Below are 18,617 nucleotides of genomic sequence, written 5' to 3'. Positions count from 1 at the left end.
GCGCGGCCCGACGGGCGTGCGTATCGTGGACGGGTGAGGCGCCGTCGGCTCGCGCAGGACCGGGCGGCTCGTGCCGGGCACGTCACCCACGAGCCGACGACGGACGGTGCCGGGACGGCGGTCGGCGGCCTCGAGCTCCTGCCGCCCGAGCTGCGGTCCGACGACCGGTTCGACGCCGCCCTCGACGCCGCGCTCGCGGGCTCCAGCGAGGTGCCCACCCGGCGTCCGCCCGACGGGCCGCGACCCCGGGACGAGGACGGCCCGCCCGCCGTCCGGGGCGGGCACCACGACCGGGCGGCCCGCGACGTGCTGCCCCTGTCGCGCCCGCAGGACGAGCGCCCGCCCACGGACCACGACATACCCGGCCTCGCGCGGTCCGGCGCGCCCCGGCCGTCCCGGTCCGCCGGGGGTGGCGAGTCCCCGCAGGTGCGTGCGGCCGGGCGCCGCTGGTTCCTGCACCCCGTCCCGTGGGTGGCGCTCGCGGTCGCCGTCGCGTTCGCCGGCTCCGTCGCCTTCACCGCGTCGATGGAGGACGCGCGGCCCGTCGACGTCACCGCGCTCGCCGGCGGGCTGCGGCCGCTCGAGGACCCGCCCGAGCCGCGCTGGTCGGTCCCCGTCGAGCCCGGCACCGAGGTCGTCCCCGCGGTCGGCGCCGTCGTGACCGTCGACGGGTCGCTCACGGCGTACTCCGTCGCGGACGGCTCGGTCCTCTGGCGGTCCGAGCGTCTCGGCGACCGTGCCACGTGCCTGCCGGCCTCGGGCGAGCCCGCGCGCGAGGTGGTGGTGTGCGCGGTGCCGACGGGGTGGCGCGAGCAGGCGGCCCGGCTCACCACCGTGCGCGCGACGACCGGGGAGGTCGTGGGGGAGCGCACGGCCGCGACGGCGGGGCGGCTGTCCGTCGTGCCGGTCGGCGCGACGGACGTCGTGCGGGCGTGGTGGCGCGGCGACGAGGTCGCGGTGGTGCGCGAGGACGCCGCGACCGGCGAGGTGCGGTGGGAGCGCACGCTCGCGCACGACGGCCTCGGGAGCGGTGGCGACGTCGTGCTCGACGTGCGCCGCGGCGTCGTCGACGTCCTCGCGCCGGGCGTCGCGGCGGCGCTCACGGAGGACGGCCTGTCGCTCGTCGAGGACGACGTGTGGACCATCGTCCGGCTCCAGGACGGGCGCTACGTCGGCAACGAGTACGGCCGCGGCACCGCCACGGTGTTCACCGCCGCGGGCGAGCCCGCGTTCCGGATCTCCGGCCGCGTGCTCGAGGCGCCCCTGTCGGACGGGTCCGCGCCGGGCGTCATCGTCACGAACACCTTCGGCAGCATCGTGGGCGTGGACGCCGCGACCGGCTCGGAGCTGTGGTCGTTGCCGGGCACGGGCATGCGCGCCGTCGCGCGCGTCGACGGCCGCGTCGTCGTCCAGACGGACTCCGCCTATCGCAGCGTCGACGCCCGCACGGGCGAGGAGGCGTGGGCCGTCACGCTCGAGGACGGCGGCCCCGGGCCGGTGCTCACCGACGGCCGGTCGCTGTTCGTCACCGAGCGGCAGCGCCGCCAGCCGGGGCTCGTGTCGATCGCGCTCGACGACGGGGCGGTCGAGTGGCGCTGGACGCTGCCGGAGGGCACCTACGACGTGCTCGCGGTCGAGGGCCGGCTCTTCCTCCTCGGGACCGGCGGGCTGACGGCGGTCTCGTGAGGTGCCGGGCGCGCGCGACGCCCTCCGGTGTCGCCGCCGGCACCGTCCGGATGGTGGCCCCGGGCCGCGTGGGCGCTTGAGCCGCACGTGATGAACCGGTAGAAACGGTCGGGGCCCCTCGGCCCGGCGTGCGTGCGACCGGCACCGCGCGACAGCGTAGGGAGTGCACGATGACCAACCAGACAGAGCCGGCCGAGGACCCGCAGCCCGGTGCTGCGGGCACCGGGCCGACCCCGGCGCCCCAGGGCGTCACGGCGGGTGACGGGGACTCCACGGCCGAGCGCGCACCGGACGGTGCGACGGGCTCGGCAGGGTCGGACCCGGACGCGGCGGGAGCCGCGGACACGGGCACGGAGAAGGACACGGGCTCCGCCCGCGAGACCGGCGGGACCGCGACGACGACCGCCACCGCGTCGCCCTTCGCCGGGATCCCGGTGAGCGACTACGTGCGCGACGGCGTCGCCGCGCTGCTGCTCCTCGTCTCCCTCGCGCTGCCGTGGGACGTGTCGAGCCGCGCGTCGGACAAGATCGAGGTCGTCCTGCTGACGATCCTCTCGCTGCTGACGCTCGCGCTGCCGTACCTCGCGCGCACGGGCGTGCTCCCGACGACCTGGACCGTGCACACCACGCGCAAGGTCCGTCTGCTGGCCAACGCGCCGTACGTGCTGCTCGTGCTCGTCTACCTCGTGGTCGACGTCGTGGGCGGCGGCGACCTCGCCGACGGGTGGGGCGGGGTCGGCTCCGCCGCCGCGCTCGGCCTCGCGGGCGCGCTCCTCGCGGCGCAGCCGCGCGAGAGCGAGCTCGGGCCGCAGGACCAGGACCGCGCGGTCACCGACCGGTGGCTCCAGGCGCTCCTCGCGCTCGCGGCGCTCCTCGCCCTCACCGTCCTGCTCACGGTGATCCTCACCGCCACCGGCACGCGCCTCGGCGGCGCCCTGTTCGTGCTGCTGGTGATCGTGGCCGCGGTGTTCGTCCTCGCGCTCGCCGGGCTGCCGACGTACGGCACGTGGCGCCGGTCCGAGGCCGCGCGCCTCACGCTCGTCGGGCTGGGCGTCATGCTCGCCGTCGGGTTCGTCCTCGGCTCGGGCAACAACGGGCTCGTGACGATCGAGAGCACGCACGGCGGCCGGTTCGGGCTCGTGCTCGTCCCGGCGCTCGCGGCCGTCGCCGCGGCGCCCGCGGTGCACCGCGCGATGGCCGCCGCGGACCCGGTGACCACCTGGGTGCGCGTGGCCGTCAACGCCCTCGACCTCGTGCTCGTCGTCGCGGGCTACGTCGCCGTGAGCGCCGTGCTCACCCTGGCCGACGGCGCACGCGGCGTCCCGGTCGTCCTCGCGGTGGTCGTCGGCGTCCTCGCGGCCGCCGTCGCGTTCGTCGCGCGCCGCTCGCTCGCTCGCGACGCCGCGACCGGGCGTCCGCTCGCGCTCGGCGGCGCCGGCGTCGTGGCGCTGCTCGGCATCGTGCTGCTCGTCGTGACCTCGAACCGCGTCGTGCTCGGCGGCGGCGTGGAGCACGTGCTGCTCGCCTTCGGCCTCCCGCTGCTCGTCGTCGGGGCGCTCACCGTGCCGCGCGAGGTGCGCGCCTATTTCGCCGAGCACCGCCCCGTGCCCGCGGCCACCGGGGCGGAGGCGGCACGCGCGTACGTGTGGCAGCCGCCCGCGCCGAAGCAGCCCAAGCCGGCCCGGCCCGCGCCCGCCCCGGCGGGCCCGCCGGCCGGCGCGCACCCGACGGCCGGGCACACGGGTGCCTACCCGGGCTCGGGTGCCTACCCGGCCACCGGACCGACGGGCACCTACCCGCCGGCCGGGCACACGGGGCCCGTCCCGACGCAGCAGGCGCCGGACCGGCGGTTCGCCGCCGGGTCCGACGCGACCGAGGTGCTCCCGGTCCAGCCGGCGGAGCCGGAGCGCAGCGGGTACGCCGCGCGTCCCGGCCTCACGCCCGACGAGGGCCCGTCGACGGCGGTCCTGCCCGCCTACCAGGAGGAGCAGCCGGGCACCGGCCCGCAGCCGACCGCCCAGCAGCCCGGCCAGGGGTACCCCCAGCAGGGCTACGGCCAGCAGCAGGGCTACGCGTCCTCCGGGCCGGGGCAGCAGGGCTACGCGCCGCAGGGGTACGACCAGCAGGGCTACGGCCAGCAGGGGTACGCCCAGCAGCCCGCGGCGCAGCAGCCGTCGTACGCCCCGCCGGCCCAGCCGGCGGGCTTCACCGCGGCCCAGGCGCTCGACCCGGGCACGCCGCTCGAGGTCCTGGCGCAGATCGTCCAGGACGCCCCGCACCTGCGGCCCCAGGTCGCGGCGAACCCGTCGACGTACCCCGCGCTGCTCGAGTGGCTCGGCAACCTCGGCGACCCCGCGGTCGACGCGGCGCTGCGCTCGCGGCGCGGCTGACGCACCCCGGCGCCCGGCCGGCCCTCCGCGCGAGGGCCGGCCGGGCGCACCCACGCCGTGCCCGAGGAGCGGACGTCCCGGGCGCGCGGACGGCGGAGGAGTACAGTGGCGTCGTGCACCTGATGCGGCAGCTCCTCCTTCGTTGCCGCGGCGAGGCCCTGTAGCCGGTTCCTCGTCGCGGTGGTTGGTGTGCCGGCTGACACCGATCAGGACGACCCCGAAGGACCGACGATGAACGCCTCCGCCCCCACCTCGACGCCCACCGCCGCGGACCCGAACCCGCAGCAGCCGTCGGGCATGCCGATCCACAAGTACCTGCCGTTCCACCGGCAGATCGACGTCTCCCTGCCCGACCGCACGTGGCCGGACAAGCGCATCGAGACCGCGCCCCGCTGGTGCGCCGTCGACCTGCGCGACGGGAACCAGGCCCTCATCGAGCCCATGAACGCGGAGCGCAAGCTGCGCATGTTCGAGCTGCTCGTCGCGATGGGCTACAAGGAGATCGAGGTCGGCTTCCCCTCGGCCTCGCAGACCGACTTCGACTTCGTGCGGATGCTCATCGAGGAGGACCGCATCCCGGACGACGTCGTCATCCAGGTCCTCACGCAGTCCCGCGAGCACCTCATCGCCCGCACGTACGAGGCGATCAAGGGCGCGAAGCAGGCGATCGTGCACCTCTACAACTCGACGTCCGTCCTGCAGCGCGAGGTCGTGTTCCGCTCGGACGAGGACGGCATCATCGCGATCGCCGTCGACGGCGCGCGGCTGTGCAAGAAGTTCGAGGAGACCGTCCCGGAGACGACGGTCTACTACGAGTACTCGCCCGAGTCGTACACCGGCACGGAGCTCGAGTTCGCAGCCCGCATCTGCAACGAGGTGCTGGAGGTCTTCGAGCCCCGCCCCGACCGCAAGGTCATCATCAACCTGCCCGCCACGGTCGAGATGGCCACGCCGAACGTCTACGCCGACTCGATCGAGTGGATGAACCGGCACCTGCACCACCGCGAGAACGTCGTGCTGTCGCTGCACCCGCACAACGACCGCGGCACGGCGGTCGCGGCCGCCGAGCTCGGCTACCAGGCGGGCGCGGACCGCATCGAGGGCTGCCTGTTCGGCAACGGCGAGCGCACCGGCAACGTCTGCCTCGTCACCCTGGGCATGAACCTGTTCAGCCAGGGCGTGGACCCGCAGATCGACTTCTCCGACATCGACCACGTGCGCCGCACGGTGGAGTACTGCAACCAGCTCGGCGTCCCCGAGCGGCACCCCTACGCCGGCGACCTGGTCTTCACGGCGTTCTCCGGCTCGCACCAGGACGCCATCAAGAAGGGCTTCGACGCGATGGCCGTCCGTGCGGAGGCGGAGGGCGCCACGGTGGACGACATCACGTGGGCGGTCCCGTACCTGCCGATCGACCCCAAGGACGTCGGCCGCTCGTACGAGGCCGTGATCCGCGTCAACTCGCAGTCCGGCAAGGGCGGCATCTCCTACCTGCTGAAGTCGGAGCGCCACCTCGACCTGCCGCGCCGTCTGCAGATCGAGTTCTCGCAGTCCGTGCAGCAGCACACCGACGCGCACGGCACGGAGGTCACGGGCGAGGACATCTGGCGCCTCTTCTCGGACGAGTACCTGCCCGTCGAGCCCGGCTCCGGCCTGGAGCCCTGGGGCCGGCTCAAGCTGCGCTCCACGCGCGCGTCGTCGAGCGAGGACGGGCCCGACACCCTGAGCGTCGACGTCCTCGACCGCGGCGAGGAGCTGACGCTCGAGGGCACGGGCAACGGCCCGGTCGCGGCGTTCGTCGACGCGATCGCGCAGGTGGGGGTCGACGTCCGCGTCCTGGACTACGCGGAGCACGCGCTCTCGGAGGGCGGGGACGCCACGGCCGCCGCGTACGTGGAGTGCCAGGTGGGCGACGACGTCCTGTGGGGCGTGGGGATCGACCCGTCGATCACGACCGCCTCGCTCAAGGCCATCGTGTCCGCCGTGAACCGCGCGGAGCGTGCCCAGGGCTGACCGCCCTCCCGCCGATCTCACCGACGGCCCGGACGACCTCGTCGTCCGGGCCGTCGGCGTTTTGTCGACACCATGTTGGTAAGATACCGACGCACTGTCGACAACATTGGAAGGCTCCTCATGTTCCTCGCGTTGCGCGAGCTCGTCTTCGCGCGCACCCGCTTCCTGCTCATGGGCGGTGTCGTCGCGCTGGTCGCGGTCCTCGTCGTCCTCCTCTCCGGGCTGTCCGCCGGCCTCGTCAACGACGGCGTCTCCGGCCTCGAGCGCACGCCCGTCACCGACTTCGCCTTCGCCGAGGGCACCGGGACGGACGCCGCGTTCACGCGCTCCGTCATCGAGACGGACCAGGTCGGCACCATGGCCGAGCAGCCCGGCGTGCTCGAGGCCGCCCCGTACGGCCTGCTGCTGGCGAACGCGCACCAGGAGGACGGCTCGCCCGTCGACCTCACCCTCGTGGGCGTCGAGCCCGGCTCGTTCGTGGCCCCGGCCGCGATCGCGGAGGGCGACGCCGTCGGGGCGGCGGACGGCATCGTCGTCTCGGCGACCGCCGCCGAGGACGGCCTCGCCGTCGGCGACACCGTGGCCCTCGCCCGCCCGGAGCGCACGCTCACCGTCGTGGGCGTCCTCGAGGACCAGCACACGTTCGGCCACGTCGACATCGCCTACCTCCCGCTCGGCACGTGGCAGGAGCTCCTCGCCGGGGCCGAGCAGCCGGGAGCCGACGTGCCGGACGTCGCGACCGCCGTCGCGCTGCGCACCGACCCCGGGTCGTTCGACCGCGAGGCCGCCGACGCGGCGTCGGGCACGGTGACGCGCACGCTCACCGAGTCCTTCGACGCCTCGCCCGGGTACACGGCCGAGACCGCGACCCTCCTGCTCATCCAGGTGTTCCTCTACGCCATCTCGGCGCTCGTCGTCGGGGCGTTCTTCACCGTGTGGGTCATCCAGCGCCGGCACGAGATCGCCGTGATGCGCGCCATGGGGGCACGACGCCGCTTCCTGCTCGCCGACTCCCTCGGCCAGGCCGCCGTGCTCCTGCTCGCCTCGATCGGCGTGGGCTTCGCCCTCGGCGTCGCGGCGGGCGCGGGCCTCGGCGCGTCGCCGATGCCGTTCGCGCTCCAGGCGCCCGACCTCGTGCTGGCCGGCGTCCTGCTCTTCGTCCTCGGCATGGTCGGAGCGGCCGTCGCCGTCGCGCGCATCACCTCCGTCGACCCCCTGACCGCCCTGGGAGGGCAGCGATGAGCACCACCACCCCCGTCACGCCCGTGCTCGAGATCGACCGGGTCACCGTCCGCCACGGCGACGGCGACACCACGGTCGTCGCGCTCGACGAGGTCAGCCTGAGCGTCGCCGCGGGCGAGCTCGTCGGTGTCGTCGGGCCCTCGGGCTCCGGCAAGTCGAGCCTGCTCGCCGTCGCCGGCGCGCTCACGGCGCCGGAGTCCGGGTCCGTCCGCCTCGAAGGGGTCGACCTCGGCGCGACGAGCGACCGCGAGCGGGCCCGGCTGCGGCGAGAGCGCATCGGCTTCGTCTTCCAGTCGGGCAACCTCCTCCCGGCGCTCACGAGCGTCGACCAGCTCCGGCTCGCGCTGCGGATCGCCGGGATCGACGAGCGCGACCCCCGCGCCCGCGACCCCCGCGAGCTGCTGGGCTCGGTGTCCATGAGCCACCGCGCCGACCGCCGTCCGGACCAGCTCTCCGGCGGCGAGCGGCAGCGCGTGGGGATCGCCCGCGCGCTCGTCGCGAGCCCCGCGCTGCTCCTCGTCGACGAGCCGACGGCGGCGCTCGACCGGGCACGCAGCCACGAGGTCGTGAGCCTGCTGGCCCGGGAGGTCGAGGCCTACGGCGCGGCGGCGCTCATGGTCACGCACGACCACGACGTGCTCGAGCACTGCCACCGGGTCGTCGAGATGGTCGACGGGCGGCTCGGGCTGCCCGCGGTGGCCGGCTGACGTCGGCGGGCGGCCCCGGAGGGCCGCTCCACCGCCCCCGGTCGGGCATGATGGTCCGGCCGGGGGCCGTCGCGCTCCCGGGGGAGCGCTCCGCAGAGCGCTCCGGGAAGGAGGACCCTCGTGCCCAAGATCGCCGCCCCGACGGTGGCCGAGCACCGCGCGGCGCAGCTCCGGACCCTGCTCGACGCCGCCCGCGACCTCATCCGCGAGGACGGCAGCGGGCTCACGCTCGCGGCGGTCGCGGCGCGGGCCGGGCTCGCCCGGTCGAGCGTCTACCAGTACTTCCGGTCGCGGGAGGAGCTGCTCGACGCGGTCGTCGCCGACGTCGTGCCGCGGTGGTCCGCGCGCATCACCGCCGCGGTGGCCACCGCGGCGTCGCCGGAGGACGCGATCGTCGCCTACGCGCGCGAGAACCTGCTCCTCGTGGCCGAGGGCGAGCACGCCGTCGTCGCCGCGCTGCGCGCCGAGGCGGGCCGCGAGGCGCTCGCCCAGCAGAGCGCCGCGATGCACGCGACGATCCTCGTGCCGCTCGTCGAGGCCCTGGAGCAGCTCGGCGTCCCGGACGCCGCGCGCTCCGCGGAGCTCGTCAACGCCGTGGTCCTCGCCGCGGCCCGCCAGGTCGAGGCCGGCGAGGACGCGCGCACGACGCTGGCCCGGGTCCGCGCGGTCCTCGGCTGCCTCGCGCCCGCGTGACCGCCGTCGGCGGGTGGTGCGCGCCGTGTCGGCGGCGTGACGGACAATAGGGGCGTGGTGCTGTACCGAGACGACGCGATCGTGCTGCGCGCCCAGAAGCTGGGCGAGGCGGACCGCATCGTCACCCTCCTGACGCGCGAGCACGGGAAGGTGCGCGCCGTCGGCAAGGGCGTGCGCCGCACGTCGTCCCGGTTCGGCGCGCGGCTCGAGCCGTTCATGCTGGTGGACGTCCAGCTCTACGCGGGCCGGTCGCTGGACACGGTGACGCAGGCGGAGACGATCGGCCCGTACGCGCGCCGGATCTGCGAGGACTACGGCCTGTACACGGCGGGCGCCGCGATGCTCGAGACCGCGGAGCGCCTCGTCGCCGACGAGCGCGAGCCCGCCGTGCAGCAGTACTGGCTGCTCGCGGGCGCGCTGCGGGCGCTCTCGGAGCACGCGCACGCGCCGGGGCTCGTGCTCGACTCCTACCTCCTGCGCGCGCTCGCCGTCGCGGGCTGGGCGCCGTCGTTCGTCGACTGCGCGCGGTGCGGCGAGCCGGGCCCGCACCACGCGTTCGCCGTCGCGCAGGGCGGGGCTGTGTGCTCGCGCTGCCGCCCGCCGGGCTCGACGGCGCCCGCCCCCCAGACCTTCGCCCTGCTCGCCGCGCTGCTCGCGGGGGAGTGGGACGCGGCCGACGCGTCGGACGTCCGGCACCGCAAGGAAGCGAGCGGCCTCGTGGCCGCGTACAGCCAATACCACCTGGAGAGAACGTTGCGATCACTGCGCATGGTGGAGCGGGACGCCCCCGCCCCGCACGTCCCCGCCGTCCCGCACGCCGACGAGGCCGCCGCCTCCGCGGACCCGCGCGCCGGCGCCGGGGCGGACGCCTGATGGCGCGGCGCACGTACCAGCCGCCGTTCCCGCACCCCAGCGGTGCGCGGCCCCCGGCGATCCCGGCGCAGTTCGTGCCGAACCACGTGGCCGTCGTCATGGACGGCAACGGCCGCTGGGCCAACGCGCGCGGGCTGCCGCGCACCGCGGGCCACGAGGCCGGCGAGGCTGCCCTGCTCGACGTCGTCGCGGGCGCCATCGAGATCGGCGTCAAGCACGTGTCGGCGTACGCGTTCTCGACCGAGAACTGGAAGCGCTCGCCCGACGAGGTCCGCTTCCTCATGGGCTTCAACCGCGACGTGATCCGGCGTCGCCGCGACGAGATGGACTCGTGGGGCGTGCGTGTGCGGTGGGCGGGGCGTCGTCCGCGGCTCTGGGCGTCCGTGATCAAGGAGCTCGAGGTCGCGGAGGAGCAGACGAAGCAGAACGACGTCTGCACGCTGACGATGTGCGTCAACTACGGGGGTCGCGCCGAGATCGCCGACGCCGCGGCCGCCATCGCGCGCGAGGTCGCCGCCGGGCGGCTCGACCCGCGCAAGGTCACGGAGCGGACCGTCCAGCAGCACCTCGACGAGCCCGACCTGCCGGACGTCGACCTGTTCCTGCGCAGCTCGGGCGAGCAGCGCACGTCGAACTTCATGCTGTGGCAGGCCGCGTACGCGGAGCTCGTGTTCCTCCCGGAGCCCTGGCCCGACGTGGACCGCCGCTCGCTGTGGCGCGCCGTCGAGGAGTACGCGCGCCGCGACCGCCGCTACGGCGGCGCGGTCGACGCGGTGGGCGGGACGGCGGGCGGCACGGCCTGACGTCGTGCGCGGGGCGGCGCGCGCCCTGTCGCCGGGACGTCGTGGGAGGCGGCCGGTAGCGTGCGCGGCATGACTCTGAGCATCGGCATGGTGACCGTCGACTCCACCGACCCGCGGCCGCTCGCCCAGTGGTGGGCGCGCCACCTTGGCGGGCGGCTCGTCGACGAGGCGGACGGGTGGTTCCTCGAGGTCGTGCCTGCCGAGGGGGTGACGGCTCCGGTCCTCGGGTTCCAGCGCGTCGAGGACCCGACGCCCGGCAAGAACCGGCTGCACCTGGACCTCGGCACCTCCGACCGCGAGGCGGACGTCGCGGCGCTCGTGGCGGACGGCGCGACGCTCGTCGGCGAGCACACCATCCCCGGGTACCGCTGGGCGGTGCTGGCCGACCCGCAGGGCAACCAGTTCTGCGTGGGCGCGCCCGAGGAGCCGACGAGCGTCGGCTGAGGCGTGGTCGTCCCGTCAGGGCGGCCCGTCAGCGGGCCAGCGCGTCGAGCCGGGCGGCGAGCTCGGCCGGGCGGCTGAGCGCCACGAGGTGGCCGCCCGGCATCGTCTCGACCTCCGCGCCGAGCCGCTCGCGCGCGACGGCGCGCTGGAAGGGCGGCGGGAAGAGCCGGTCGTCGTCGCCCTGCAGCACGACGGTGGGCACGGCGGGCCACGCGCGGGCCGGCCACGGGTCGGCGAAGGACCGCTCGGACGGCTGCCGGTCGCTGCGCTGCACGACGGTCGCGACCGGCTCCGGCACGTCGTGGAAGAAGTCGTCCACGGGGTCGAACGGGCCCAGGCCCGTGGCGGCACGACGCGCGGCGTGGTCCGTCGCGCGCCACCAGTCGCCCCCGCTCTCGCCCGGTCGCGGGATCATCGGGTTGAGCAGCACGAGCAGGCGGACCGCCTCGCGCTCGCACACGAGCGGCCCGACGTACGCGCCCATGGACTGGGCGACCACCACGAGGTCGTCCCGTTCGGCGGGGGCCGTCGCCCGGTGCAGCGCCGTGACCGCGACGTCGGTGAGGTCCGCCCAGCCGTGGCCCTCGTCGTGCTGGGGGAGGTCGACGGCGACCGGCCGGTGGCCGAGCCGGTCGAGCTCCGGGACGAGCAGGTCCCAGTACGCGGGGTCGCCGCCGGCGCCGGGCAGCAGGAGGAACGTCGTCATGGGGGTTCGGACGGTCCGGGACCCGTCATCTCATCGGTCGGTGCGCGGCGCGTCCTCGTCGCGGGGGAGCGTCGCCTGCCCGTCCAGCGCAGGGACGTCGCCGGCGGGCGCGCCGGTCGGCACGACCGCGGCGTCGGCGCCCGCCCGGGCGGCCCGACGGCGGACCATGAGGACCACCGCCACGACGACCAGGACGACGATCGCGACGAGCACCGCGACGCCCGTCGGCGAGCCCGTCGCGGCGGCGAACGCGGCGGTCCACACCGCCCACCCGACGGTCGCGTAGATCGTCGCGTGCACCGCGCACCCGAGGATCATGGCCGCGAGGTAGCGCCCGAACGGCATGCGCACGACGCCCGCGGCGGCGTTGATCACGGTCTTCGTCCCGGTCGCGAGGAACGACGCGGGTACCGCGAGCACGCCCCACCGCCGCACGGTCTCGATCCCGCGTGCGGCCGACCGCCCGGACAGCCAGGCGTGGACGCGCGCGACCCACGGCTTGACGGGGCGCGTGCGGTCGAGCGTCCACGTCGTGACGAGGCGCGCGATCCAGTAGGTCGCCTGCGTCCGCACGAACGCGATCGCGAAGAAGAAGGCGAAGAGCGCGGCGAACGGGGCGCCGTCCAGCGCGTCGGGCACCGCTCAGTCCTGGACGGCGGTGGCCCGCGCGCAGCCCGCGCACGTGCCGAACAGCTCGATGGTGTGCTGGATGTCGACGAACCCGTGCGAGGTGCCGACCTGGTTGGCCCAGGCCTCGACCGTCGGGCCGTCGATCTCGACGGTCCGGCCGCACGCCCGGCACACGAGGTGGTGGTGGTGCTCGCGGCGCTCGCACCGGCGGTAGAGGTTCTCGCCCTCCTCGGTGCGCAGCACGTCCACGTCGCCGCCGTCCGCGAGGCTCTGCAGCGTGCGGTAGACGGTCGCGAGCCCCACGTTGTCGCCGCGTGTGCGCAGGATCTCGTGGAGCTGCTGGGCGCTGCGGAAGTCCTCCAGGTCCTCCAGCGCGTCCGAGACGGCGGCGCGCTGGCGGGTCATGCGCTGCACGGGTCACCTCCGGTGGTGCGGTGGGTCGACCCCGAGGGTACGAGGTCGAGCTCGACGTCGTCGGGGATGTCCGGGTGCGGGTCCCGCGCGACGCGCGGCCGCCGGCGGACCCACAGGGGTCGCAGCGCGGCGACGACGAGGTACGTCGCGATCGCGAGAACCACGATCGTCGCACCCGGCGAGACGTTGTTCCAGTACGTGAAGGACAGCCCGACGACGCACACGACCACCCCGACGACCGACGCGACGACCATCGTGCGGCGGAAGGAGCGCGTGACGAGCTGGGCGACCGCGACGGGCACGATCATGAGGGCGCTGACGAGGAGCAGCCCGACGACCCGCATCGACACGGTCACGGTGAGCGCGGCGACGACGGCGACCGCGATGTTCAGCGTGCGCACGGGCAGGCCGGACGCGCGCGCGAACTCCTCGTCGTGGCTCACCGAGAACAGCGCGGCCCGCAGGCCGACGCCGACGAGCAGGATCACCGCGCTGAGGACGACCGTGAGGACGAGGTCCGACGACGTCACCGTCGAGATCGAGCCGAACAGGTACTGCATGAGGCTGCCGGAAGAGCCGCCCGCGAGGCCGATGAGCAGGACGCCACCCGCGATGCCGCCGTAGAACAGGAGCGCGAGCGCGAGGTCACCGCTCGTGCGGCCGCGCTCGCGGACGACCTCGATCGCGACCGCGCCGAGGACCGCCGCGACGACCGCGCCGGGGATCGCGAGCGCGTCGTTCGGCACGACGCCCATCGCCGCGCCGACGAGCCACCCGAGCGCGACGCCGGTGAGCGCGACGTGCCCGATGCCGTCGCCGAGCAGCGAGAGCTTGCGCTGCACGAGGTACGTGCCCACGACGGGGGCGCTGACGCCGACGAGCAGCGCCGCGAGGAGGGCGCGCTGCATGAGCGGGTCGGTGAGCAGCAGGGAGATCTCGGAGAACAGGGTGGTCATGAGGCCGTCCTGGGTGCGTGGCCTGCGGAGAGGTCGGGGTTCAGGGTGTCGGTGAGGCCCGTCTCCGGGCCCGCGGGGCGGTTGTCGCCGTCCACGGGCTCGTGCGGGTGCAGGTGCTGGTGCGTCGCGCCCGCGTGCGTGGACGACGCGCGGGGCGGGGCGCCGTCGTGCACGACGCGCCCGTGGCGCAGGACGACCGCGCGCTCGACGAGCGGGGCGAGCGCCCCGAGCTCGTGGAGCACCACGAGGACCGTGAGGCCGTCGCCCACGAGCCGCGTCATCGTCGCGGCGAACGCCTCCTGGCTCGGTTTGTCGACGCCCGCGACGGGCTCGTCGAGCACGAGCAGGTCGGGCCGGCGCACGAGGGCGCGCGCGATGAGCACGCGCTGCTGCTGCCCGCCCGAGAGCTCGGCCGTCGAGTCGTCGGCGCGGTCCGCGAGGCCCACGAGCTCGAGCGCCTCGACCGTGCGGTCGCGCCACCCGCGCGGGAGCCGGAGGCGGCCCCCGCCGAGGAGCCCGGACGCGACGACCTCCGACGCGGTGGACGGCATGCCCGAGGGCGCGCTCACGCGTTGCGGCACGTAGCCGAGCCGCCGCCACGGCAGCCGCGGGCCGAGCGGGGCGCCGAACAGGTCGACGGAGCCGCGGGAGAGCGGCACGATCCCGACGAGCGCGCGGACCAGCGTCGACTTGCCCGAGCCGTTCGCGCCGAGGAGCGAGACGACCTCGCCCGCGCGGACCGAGAGGTCGATGCCGCGCAGGATCTCGCTCCCGCCGAGGGTCACGTGGACGTCGCGCGCGGCGATCAGCTCCGGTGCGTCCGTCATGCGCACGCGAGGCCGGACGTGAGCGCCTCGAGGTTGGACTCCATGACCTCACGGTAGTCCGTCGCGCCCTCCGCGAGGCTCTCGAGCGGGTCGAGCAGCGCGGTCCGGACGCCGAGGTCGTCGGCGAGCGTCTGGGTCACCTTGGGGCTGACGAGCGTCTCGAAGAAGAGCGTGGTCACGCCGTTCTCCCGGACGACCTCGCCCACCTCGCGCAGGCGCGCGGGGGAGGGCTCCGCCTCCGGGTCGATCCCGGAGATCCCGACCTGGTGCAGGTCGTAGCGCTCGGCGAGGTAGCCGAAGGCCTCGTGGGAGGTGACGAGCGTCGCACCCGCGCACGGGGCGAGCGCCTCGGCGAACTCGGCGTCCAGGTCGTCGAGGTCCGCGGTGAGGGCGGCGGCACCGGCCGCGTAGTCGTCGGCGTGGTCGGGGTCGAGCTCGGAGAGCTCGTCGGCGACGGCGTCGCCCACCGAGGCCAGACGGGTCGGGTCGAGCCAGAAGTGCGGGTCCGTGGGGCCGTGGTCGTGGCCGTCGCCGGACTCGTCCGCGTGCTCGGCGTGCTCCTCCGCGGTCTCGTCGGCGTGCTCGCCCTCGCCGCCGGGGTGCTCCTCGAGCCCGGCCGACGCCGCGGCGTCGACCACGTGCTCGGGGGCGCGCTGCTCGATGCCCTCGTCGACCGCGGGCTGGAACCCCGAGAGGTAGACGACGAGGTCGGCGTCGCCGATCGAACGGACCTGCGCGGGTGCGAGCTCGAGGTCGTGCGGCTCGGCCGCGGGCGGCGTGAGGTTCGCGACGTCGACGTGCTCCCCGCCGACCTGCTCGACGACGTACTGGAGCGGGTAGAACGACGCGAGCACCTGGAGCCGACCGTCGTCGCCGCCGCCTCCTCCCGAGCCGCCGTCCCCGGGGGAGTCGCCGGGGGAGCAGGACGCGACGAGCGCGGCCGTGGCGAGGGCGGCGGTGGTGGCGAGGGCGCGACGGCGCCGGGCGGGGGAGCGGTGCATGACCACCAGTGTCCGCCTTCTTGAGAATGAATGTCAAAACCGTTCCCGGTGAGCCGGGTCACGGCCGGGTACGCTGGTCGGTCGGCGCCCGTGCGGGCGTCGCCCACCCGTCCAGCCCCCACGAGCCACGTGCGGGGCCGTGAGCACCAGGAGTGATGTCCGTGGCCGCAGCGCCCTCACCCACCGCCCGTCTCGACGCCGTCGTCTCCCTCGCCAAGCGGCGCGGGTTCGTCTTCCCCTCGGGCGAGATCTACGGCGGCACCCGCTCCGCGTGGGACTACGGGCCCCTGGGCACCGAGCTCAAGGAGAACATCAAGAAGCAGTGGTGGCGCGCGATGGTCACGAGCCGCGACGACGTCGTGGGTCTCGACTCGTCCGTGATCCTGCCGCGCCAGGTGTGGGTCGCGTCGGGCCACGTGGGCGTCTTCACCGACCCGCTGACGGAGTGCCTGCACTGCCACAAGCGGTTCCGCGAGGACCAGATGATCGAGGAGTTCGAGGAGAAGAAGGGCCGCGCGCCCGAGGGCGGCCTCGCCGAGATCGTCTGCCCGAACTGCGGCACGCGCGGGCAGTGGACCGAGCCGCGCGACTTCAACATGATGCTCAAGACGCACCTCGGCCCCGTCGAGGACGAGTCGGGCCTGCACTACCTGCGCCCCGAGACGGCGCAGGGCATCTTCGTGAACTTCGCCAACGTCATGGGCGCGAGCCGGAAGAAGCCGCCGTTCGGCATCGGCCAGATCGGCAAGTCGTTCCGCAACGAGATCACGCCGGGCAACTTCATCTTCCGCACGCGCGAGTTCGAGCAGATGGAGATGGAGTTCTTCGTCGAGCCCGGCACGGACGCCGAGTGGCACCAGTACTGGATCGACACGCGCACCGACTGGTACGTGGACCTCGGTATCGCGCGCGACAACTTGCGCCTGTACGAGCACCCGCAGGAGAAGCTCTCGCACTACTCGACCCGCACGGTCGACATCGAGTACCGCTTCGGCTTCTCCGGCTCGGAGTGGGGCGAGCTCGAGGGCATCGCGAACCGCACCGACTTCGACCTCAAGACGCACGCGGAGCACTCCGGCAAGGACCTGTCGTACTTCGACCAAACGAAGAACGAGCGCTGGGTGCCCTACGTCATCGAGCCGGCCGCGGGTCTCACGCGTTCGCTCATGGCGTTCCTCGTCGAGGCGTACACCGAGGACGAGGCGCCGAACGCGAAGGGCGGCGTGGACACGCGCACGGTCCTGCGCCTCGACCACCGCCTCGCGCCGGTCAAGGCCGCCGTGCTCCCGCTGAGCCGCAACGAGCAGCTCTCGCCCAAGGCGAAGGACCTCGCGACCGAGCTCCGCAAGTACTGGAACGTCGACTTCGACGACGCCGGCGCCATCGGCCGCCGGTACCGCCGCCAGGACGAGATCGGCACGCCGTTCTGCATCACGGTCGACTTCGACACGCTCGACGACCAGGCCGTGACGATCCGCCACCGCGACTCGATGAGCCAGGAGCGCGTCGCGCTCGACAAGGTCACCGAGTACCTCGCCGGGCACCTGCTCGGCGCCTGACGCGTCACCGGCCCGGCGCACCGGCGCCGGGCAACGCAGGAGGGGCGGGACCGTACGGTCCCGCCCCTCCTGTCGCGTCTCGTCGGGACGCGTCGCCCCCAGCGGCCTCGCGCTAGCGGGCCGCCCCCTTAGCCCTGTTGAGCAGGCCGATCACCAGGCTCACGACGAGCACGATGATGCCGATCCAGATGAGGATCTTCGCGGCCTCGATGGCGACGCCGAGGATGAGGAGCACGGCGCCGACGATGACCAGGATGAGCCAGAGAGGCATGTCGTCCCTTTCGTCCGTGTCCGGCCTGGATTGCCGGACCTCCTCAACACTGCCACGACCCTCCGCTGCTCGCTCGTCGAAACGGGGCTCGTCGTGCAGCGGGAGCCGGGTGGGACAATGGAGCGCGTGACTGCACCCGCTCCTGCCCTCAGCACGACGACCGACCGCCCCGACCCGGGGACCGGTCCGCTCGTGGCGCCGCTGCGGATCGGCCCGATCGTCGTCCGGACGCCGGTGGTCCTCGCCCCGATGGCCGGCGTCACGAACCGCGCGTTCCGCACGCTGTGCCGCGAGGCCGGCGCGTCCGGCGGCGACGACCCCGGCCTGTACGTCGCCGAGATGGTCACCAGCCGCGCGCTCGTCGAGCGCAACCCCGAGGCGCTGCGCATCGTGACGTTCGGCGCCGACGAGACGCCGCGGTCCGCGCAGGTGTACGGCGTGGACCCCGCGACCGTCCGCGAGGCCGTGCGCATCATCGTCGCCGAGGACCGCGCCGACCACGTCGACCTGAACTTCGGCTGCCCGGTGCCCAAGGTCACGCGCAAGGGCGGGGGAGCGGCGCTGCCCTGGAAGCGCGACCTGTTCACCGCGATCGTGCAGGGCGCGGTCGAGGCCGCCCGCCCGTACGGGGTCCCCGTGACCGTGAAGATGCGCAAGGGCATCGACGACGACCACCTCACGTACCTCGAGGCGGGCCGCATCGCGGAGGGCCTGGGCGTCGCCGCCGTCGCGTTGCACGCGCGCACCGCCGCCGAGCACTACTCCGGCACGGCCGACTGGTCCGCGATCGCGCGTCTCAAGGAGGCCGTGACGAGCGTGCCGGTGCTCGGCAACGGCGACATCTGGTCGGCCGAGGACGCCGTGCGCATGGTGCGCGAGACCGGGTGCGACGGCGTCGTCGTCGGGCGCGGGTGCCAGGGCCGGCCGTGGCTGTTCGCCGACCTCGCCGCGGCGTTCGCGGGCCGCCCGGAGCGCGTGCGCCCCGGGCTGCGCGAGGTGGCGGGCACGATCTACCGCCACGGCGAGCTCATGATCGAGTACTTCGACGGCGACGAGGGCAAGGGCATGCGCGACCTGCGCAAGCACATGGCCTGGTACCTCAAGGGCTACGCGGTGGGCGGCGACGCGCGCCGCGCGCTCGCGATGGTCTCGACGCTCGCCGAGCTGCGCGCGCTGCTCGACGACCTCGACCAGGACGCGCCCTACCCCGGCGAGGCCGCCGAGGGTCAGCGCGGCCGGGCCGGGTCGCCCAAGACGCCGCACCTGCCGTACGGCTGGCTCGACTCGCGCGAGCTCGACGCCGAGCACGAGGAGCGCCTGCGCGAGGCCGAGCTGAGCGTCTCCGGCGGCTGAGCGCCGCCTCCTCGCCGACCGCCCCAGCGCAGCCCTGCGCCGACGGGAC

The 18,617-nt window shown here is 74.8% G+C and carries 18 protein-coding genes; 11 read left to right on the top strand and 7 right to left on the bottom strand.

Annotated features, from left to right (window positions below; all coding sequences use genetic code 11):
• Positions 1 to 33: 33 nt before the first annotated feature.
• The 9 genes from HKK73_RS11935 (at position 34) to HKK73_RS11895 (ending at position 10,851) form a co-directional block, all read left to right on the top strand.
• Positions 34 to 1,686: a PQQ-binding-like beta-propeller repeat protein gene (locus HKK73_RS11935; RefSeq protein WP_171468077.1), complete on the top strand. Its 1,653-nt coding sequence runs from the start codon at positions 34 to 36 to the stop codon at positions 1,684 to 1,686.
• Between the two features lie 170 nt (positions 1,687 to 1,856).
• Entirely contained in the window at positions 1,857 to 4,076 is a 2,220-nt protein-coding gene (locus tag HKK73_RS18935; protein WP_216607984.1) for a hypothetical protein, read from the top strand.
• A 231-nt stretch (positions 4,077 to 4,307) separates the two neighbouring features.
• Positions 4,308 to 6,089, top strand: a complete 1,782-nt coding sequence (leuA, locus tag HKK73_RS11925) for a 2-isopropylmalate synthase (RefSeq protein WP_043651760.1) — start codon at positions 4,308 to 4,310, stop codon at positions 6,087 to 6,089.
• Positions 6,090 to 6,209: 120 nt separating this feature from the next.
• Positions 6,210 to 7,331 carry an ABC transporter permease gene (locus HKK73_RS11920; RefSeq protein WP_171468076.1) on the top strand — a complete coding sequence of 374 codons (1,122 nt, stop codon included), beginning with the start codon at positions 6,210 to 6,212 and terminating at the stop codon, positions 7,329 to 7,331.
• The gene (locus HKK73_RS11915) at positions 7,328 to 8,038 is read left to right on the top strand and encodes an ABC transporter ATP-binding protein (protein ID WP_043651754.1); all 711 of its coding nucleotides are present in this window, start codon (positions 7,328 to 7,330) and stop codon (positions 8,036 to 8,038) included. Before HKK73_RS11920 ends, HKK73_RS11915 begins: the two co-directional genes overlap by 4 nt.
• 120 nt (positions 8,039 to 8,158) lie before the next feature.
• A complete protein-coding gene (locus HKK73_RS11910) occupies positions 8,159 to 8,731 on the top strand; it encodes a TetR/AcrR family transcriptional regulator (protein WP_043651752.1) in 573 nt (190 codons plus the stop codon).
• Between the two features lie 54 nt (positions 8,732 to 8,785).
• Positions 8,786 to 9,604 (top strand): DNA repair protein RecO, encoded by an 819-nt coding sequence (recO, locus tag HKK73_RS11905; RefSeq protein WP_144722558.1) that lies wholly within the window; start codon positions 8,786 to 8,788, stop codon positions 9,602 to 9,604.
• Positions 9,604 to 10,407, top strand: coding sequence for an isoprenyl transferase (locus HKK73_RS11900; RefSeq protein ID WP_114554428.1), 804 nt, complete (start codon positions 9,604 to 9,606; stop codon positions 10,405 to 10,407). Before recO ends, HKK73_RS11900 begins: the two co-directional genes overlap by 1 nt.
• Before the next feature lie 69 nt (positions 10,408 to 10,476).
• Positions 10,477 to 10,851 (top strand): VOC family protein, encoded by a 375-nt coding sequence (locus HKK73_RS11895; RefSeq protein ID WP_171468075.1) that lies wholly within the window; start codon positions 10,477 to 10,479, stop codon positions 10,849 to 10,851.
• Between the two features lie 28 nt (positions 10,852 to 10,879).
• Here the strand turns inward: HKK73_RS11895 and HKK73_RS11890 are convergent, their stop codons facing one another.
• Genes HKK73_RS11890 through HKK73_RS11865 form a run of 6 tightly spaced genes read right to left on the bottom strand, consistent with a single transcriptional unit; the run spans position 10,880 to position 15,385 of the window.
• Positions 10,880 to 11,557: an alpha/beta fold hydrolase gene (locus HKK73_RS11890; protein ID WP_043651739.1), complete on the bottom strand. Its 678-nt coding sequence runs from the start codon at positions 11,555 to 11,557 to the stop codon at positions 10,880 to 10,882.
• Between the two features lie 30 nt (positions 11,558 to 11,587).
• On the bottom strand, positions 11,588 to 12,196 hold the full coding sequence (locus HKK73_RS11885) for a DedA family protein (RefSeq protein WP_081599787.1): 609 nt from the start codon (positions 12,194 to 12,196) through the stop codon (positions 11,588 to 11,590).
• A gap of 3 nt (positions 12,197 to 12,199) precedes the next feature.
• Positions 12,200 to 12,592: a Fur family transcriptional regulator gene (locus HKK73_RS11880; RefSeq protein ID WP_009864106.1), complete on the bottom strand. Its 393-nt coding sequence runs from the start codon at positions 12,590 to 12,592 to the stop codon at positions 12,200 to 12,202.
• A complete protein-coding gene (locus HKK73_RS11875) occupies positions 12,589 to 13,557 on the bottom strand; it encodes a metal ABC transporter permease (protein ID WP_171468074.1) in 969 nt (322 codons plus the stop codon). Before HKK73_RS11875 ends, HKK73_RS11880 begins: the two co-directional genes overlap by 4 nt.
• A complete protein-coding gene (locus HKK73_RS11870) occupies positions 13,554 to 14,384 on the bottom strand; it encodes a metal ABC transporter ATP-binding protein (RefSeq protein WP_082774215.1) in 831 nt (276 codons plus the stop codon). The genes HKK73_RS11875 and HKK73_RS11870 overlap by 4 nt, the downstream gene beginning before the upstream one ends.
• Positions 14,381 to 15,385, bottom strand: coding sequence for a metal ABC transporter substrate-binding protein (locus HKK73_RS11865; protein ID WP_171468073.1), 1,005 nt, complete (start codon positions 15,383 to 15,385; stop codon positions 14,381 to 14,383). Before HKK73_RS11865 ends, HKK73_RS11870 begins: the two co-directional genes overlap by 4 nt.
• A 161-nt stretch (positions 15,386 to 15,546) precedes the next feature.
• Here HKK73_RS11865 and HKK73_RS11860 point away from each other — a divergent pair, with 161 nt between their 5' ends.
• Positions 15,547 to 16,944 carry a glycine--tRNA ligase gene (locus HKK73_RS11860; protein WP_232422896.1) on the top strand — a complete coding sequence of 466 codons (1,398 nt, stop codon included), beginning with the start codon at positions 15,547 to 15,549 and terminating at the stop codon, positions 16,942 to 16,944.
• A 112-nt stretch (positions 16,945 to 17,056) separates the two neighbouring features.
• On the opposite strand, the gene HKK73_RS11855 is transcribed toward HKK73_RS11860, so the two are convergent.
• Positions 17,057 to 17,215, bottom strand: a complete 159-nt coding sequence (locus HKK73_RS11855; RefSeq protein WP_021483859.1) for a hypothetical protein — start codon at positions 17,213 to 17,215, stop codon at positions 17,057 to 17,059.
• Between the two features lie 249 nt (positions 17,216 to 17,464).
• Here HKK73_RS11855 and dusB point away from each other — a divergent pair, with 249 nt between their 5' ends.
• A complete protein-coding gene (dusB, locus tag HKK73_RS11850) occupies positions 17,465 to 18,568 on the top strand; it encodes a tRNA dihydrouridine synthase DusB (RefSeq protein WP_240949101.1) in 1,104 nt (367 codons plus the stop codon).
• Positions 18,569 to 18,617: the final 49 nt, after the last annotated feature.

Source organism: Cellulosimicrobium sp. 72-3, assembly GCF_013127315.1.
Lineage (GTDB): Bacteria > Actinomycetota > Actinomycetes > Actinomycetales > Cellulomonadaceae > Cellulosimicrobium > Cellulosimicrobium funkei.
The sequence above is the reverse complement of the archived record's forward strand: the minus strand, read 5'-3'. Positions and strand labels throughout refer to the sequence as shown.